Origin of the sequence: Mycobacterium sherrisii (genome assembly GCF_002102355.1) — a bacterium.
Taxonomy (GTDB): Bacteria; Actinomycetota; Actinomycetes; order Mycobacteriales; family Mycobacteriaceae; genus Mycobacterium; species Mycobacterium sherrisii.
Genome location: NZ_LQPT01000050.1, coordinates 1 through 3,701, shown reverse-complemented (window position 1 = coordinate 3,701; position 3,701 = coordinate 1). Strand labels below are relative to the sequence as shown.

Here is a 3,701-nt window from a genome sequence, read left to right as displayed (position 1 = left end):
CCCGACACCACCAACGTCGACACACCGGTGCCCGAATCGGCCGCGGCGACCGGCGCCGGGTCCGGACCCTCCTCGATGATCGCGTGGGCGTTGGTACCGCCGAGTCCGAACGAGGAGACCGCGGCGCGGCGGGGTCCGGAGTCCGACGGCCACGCGGTCTTCTGCACCGGCACGAATAGCCGGGTCGGTGCCGCGTCGATGGCCGGATTCCATTGGGAGAAATGCAGATTCGGCGGAATCTGGCCGCGTTGTACGGCTAGCACCGCCTTGATGAAGCCCGCCACGCCGGACGCCGCCTCGAGATGGCCGATGTTGGTTTTCACCGCGCCCAGGGCGCAGCGGCCCTCGCCGCGCCCGTAGGTGGCGGCCAGTGCCTCGAACTCGATCGGGTCGCCGAGGGCCGTGCCGGTGCCGTGGCTTTCGACGTAATGCACGCTTTCCGGGGCGACGTCGGCCGACCGCAACGCGTCGGCGATCACGTCGCATTGTGCGGCGGTGTTGGGCGCGGTGATGCCGTTGGAGCGGCCGTCCTGGTTGACCGCCGAGCCGCGCACCACCGCCAGCACCCGGTCACCGTCGCGCACCGCGTCGGTCAGCCGCTTGAGCACCACCACGCCCGCGCCCTCACCCCGCACGAACCCGTCGGCCGCCGCGTCGAAGCTGGCGCAGCGACCGTGCGGCGAGAGCAATCCCCACGCGGAGATCGCGATCTGGGTCTCGGGGCGCAGGGTCACACTCACCCCGCCGGCCAAGGCCAGGTCGGTCTCGCGGGACCGCAGGCTCTGGCAGGCCAGGTGAATCGCGGACAGCGACGACGAGCACGCGGTGTCGACGGCCACGGCCGGGCCCCGCAACCCCAACAGATACGAGATCCGGCCCGCGGTGATGCTGTGCGAGTTCCCCGTCCCGGTGTAGGCATCCACGGCGTCCGGGCTGCCCGCGACCATGGATTGGTATTCGTTGAAGTAGGCGCCCATCATCACGCCGGTTCGGGTACCGGCCAGGGAATCTGTTGGGATTCCGGCATGTTCGAGGGCTTCCCAGGCGACCTCGAGCAACATCCGCTGCTGCGGATCCATCGATGCCGCCTCGCGGGGGGTGATGCCGAAGAACTCGGCGTCGAAGCCGGCGATGTCGGGGATGAAGCCGCCCCACTTCGTCGTCATATGGCCGGGGGTCAATGGGTCGGCGTCGTAGAAAGCCTCGGCGTCCCAGCGGTCGGCCGGGATGTCGGAGATGGCGTTGCGCCCTTCGACCATCAGCTCCCAGAAGCTGTCCGGATCGGTCACGTTGCCCGGAAACCGGCATCCCATGCCGACGACCGCGACCGGTTCGGCCATGGCGGTGCGGGCGGCCCGGGCGAATTCGTCGGACAAGGCCGTGCGCTGTTGCGCCGTCATTGCGAGGATGCGGCTGAACACACTGCGCATTACCCGCGCTCCTCGGCGGCCACCGGGGACGACTCGATACGGTCGAACAAACTGTCCAGGGTGCTGCCCGCCGACGCGGACAGCTGCGCGATCTGGTCGGTACCCGAGTCCGATTGCGGCGCAACAAGCTTGACAAGGTAGTCGGCCAGGGCCGCGACGGTGGGATGGTTGAACAGCATGGTTGCCGACAGCTCGACGCCGGCCAGGATCTCGGCTTCGCGTCGAATCGCCATGGCCATCAACGAGTTCAGCCCCAATTCGGCCAGCGGTCGGTCGGCATCCAGCTCGGATTCACCGATCCGCAGTTCCCGGGCGACGATGGCGCGCAGGCCGGTTTCCAGTTCGGCACGGATCTGGGCCGGGGACAGCTGCGACCAATCCCGGGCCGACACCAGCGATACGGGCGGGGAGTCCGCCAGCACGTCGTCGAGGATGCGCAGCGACCCGCGGGTGCGGTAGGCGCCGGCCAGCAGCGGCCAATCCGCGTCGACGACAACCGAATGCACGCCGGCGTCGGCGCTCATCACGATCGGCAGTGCCTTGATGGCGACGTCGTCGGGCATGGGGAGCAGACCGGTGCCGACGCTGACCTGGCTGAAGTCGTGCTCGGCGTCGGCCAGTGATTGCCACAGGCCCCAGTTGACGGTGGTGGCGGGCAGGCCCATCACGCGCCGCGCGTAGGCCAGTGCATCCAGGTAGCCGCTGGTGGCGGTGTAGTGGGCCAGCCAGCGCGATCCGGTCAGCCCGGAGATCGAGGAGAACAGCACGAAATGGCGCACCGATGTTTTCGACGATGTTTTCAACGACAGCCGGTGCAGCACCGCGGCGGCGTCCAGCTTGGGCGCGAACATGGCCGTGACGTCGTCGTCGGTCATCTCGCCGAGCAGCACCGGACCGCCGGCGAAGGCGGCGAGGTAGATGCCCTCCAGCGGGGGCAGGTCGGCGCCGAACCGGTCGAACAGCGCCCGCATCGCGGTCTCGTCGGTGGCGTCGGCGGCCGCGGGGATGAGGGTAACCCCTTGTGCGGCGAGGTCTTCGGTGAGTGCAGCCAGACGTTGTCCGGGGTTGCGGGAGACCGCGACGATGGTGGTGGCGCCCATCCGGGCCAGCTGCCGGATCAGGTGCGGCCCGATGTTGCCGGTCGCGCCGATCACCAGCTGGCACGTACCGGCGCCGAGTGTGACGTCGTCGGCCGGCAGCGGACGCCTGCGCAGCCGCGGGACCCGCCGCCGCCCGGCCCGGTAGACGACCTGATCTTCCCCGTCGCCGCCGCCGACCTCGCGCAGCACCTGGGGCGCGGCCACCTCGGCCGGTACCGAGGCGTCGAGATCGATGATGCCGCCCCAGATTTCGGGGTGCTCGAGGGCCAGGGTGCGTCCCAGGCCCCACAGCGCGCCGTGGGCGGGGCTGGCGTGATCGCCCTCGGTGACGGGCTGCGCGTTGCGGGTGACGAGGAACAGCCTGGCCGGCCCGGCACCGGCGGTCATCGCGGCCACCAGGCGGCGCACCCGGCCGAATAGCTCATATGCCGGTGCCGGGTCGACGGCCGTGTCCGCGGCGGGTGCGTAGACAACGTGGTCGGCACCGCTCAGTGCGGTGCCCAGCGCGTCGACGTCGAGCAGTGCGGACGGCGCCACGTCGACGTGGGATTGCGCACCCGCGATTTCGGCGAGTTCCCGGCCCAATTCGGCGTCGCCGATCACCAGCCACCGGCCGGTGCCGCCGGACCACGCCGGCGGCCCCGCCGCCGGCGTCACCACCCACCGCACCCGATGACACCACGCATCCAGTGCACCGCCCAGGTAATCCGACGGAGCGGAAGTCGGTGCTGCCGACTCATGCGGGGACATCGCATTTGGCGCCGGCGCGGCCAAGCTCGCGGGGGACAGCCAGTGCCGGGTGTGCTGCCAGGGCGTGGTGGGGATCCGGGGGTGCGGCTCGGGGAGGTGCGGGGTCTGCGGCGGATGGGTGGTGTGAACCCTGTTGCGGTTGGTCCGGAAGGTGATGGTGTCGTCGGTGTCGCGTTGCAGGGTGGCGACGCATGCGTACTTGGTTCCATGTTGGGCGGTGTACAAGGTCTCCAGCACCGCTTGGGTGAGTAGGGGGTGGGGGCTGATTTCGATGAAGGTGTGGTGGTCGGTGGCGGCGTGGGTGATGGCGTGTTGGAAGTGGACCGGGTTGCGCATGTTGGTGGCCCAGTGTTGGGCGTCGAATGTTGGTGTGGTGTGCAGGTTTTGGTAGGTGGTGGACAGGATGGGGATGGTGGGGGGG

The 3,701-nt window shown here is 69.8% G+C and carries 2 protein-coding genes; both read right to left on the bottom strand.

The features are described 5' to 3' along the window. Nucleotides 1–1,430: type I polyketide synthase (locus AWC25_RS08680; protein WP_142278747.1), on the bottom strand; the 1,430-nt coding region annotated here is incomplete at its 3' end. Next, a partial coding sequence (locus tag AWC25_RS08675) for a type I polyketide synthase (protein ID WP_142278746.1) occupies nt 1,430–3,701 on the bottom strand: 2,272 nt, incomplete at its 5' end. The genes AWC25_RS08675 and AWC25_RS08680, both read right to left, overlap by 1 nt.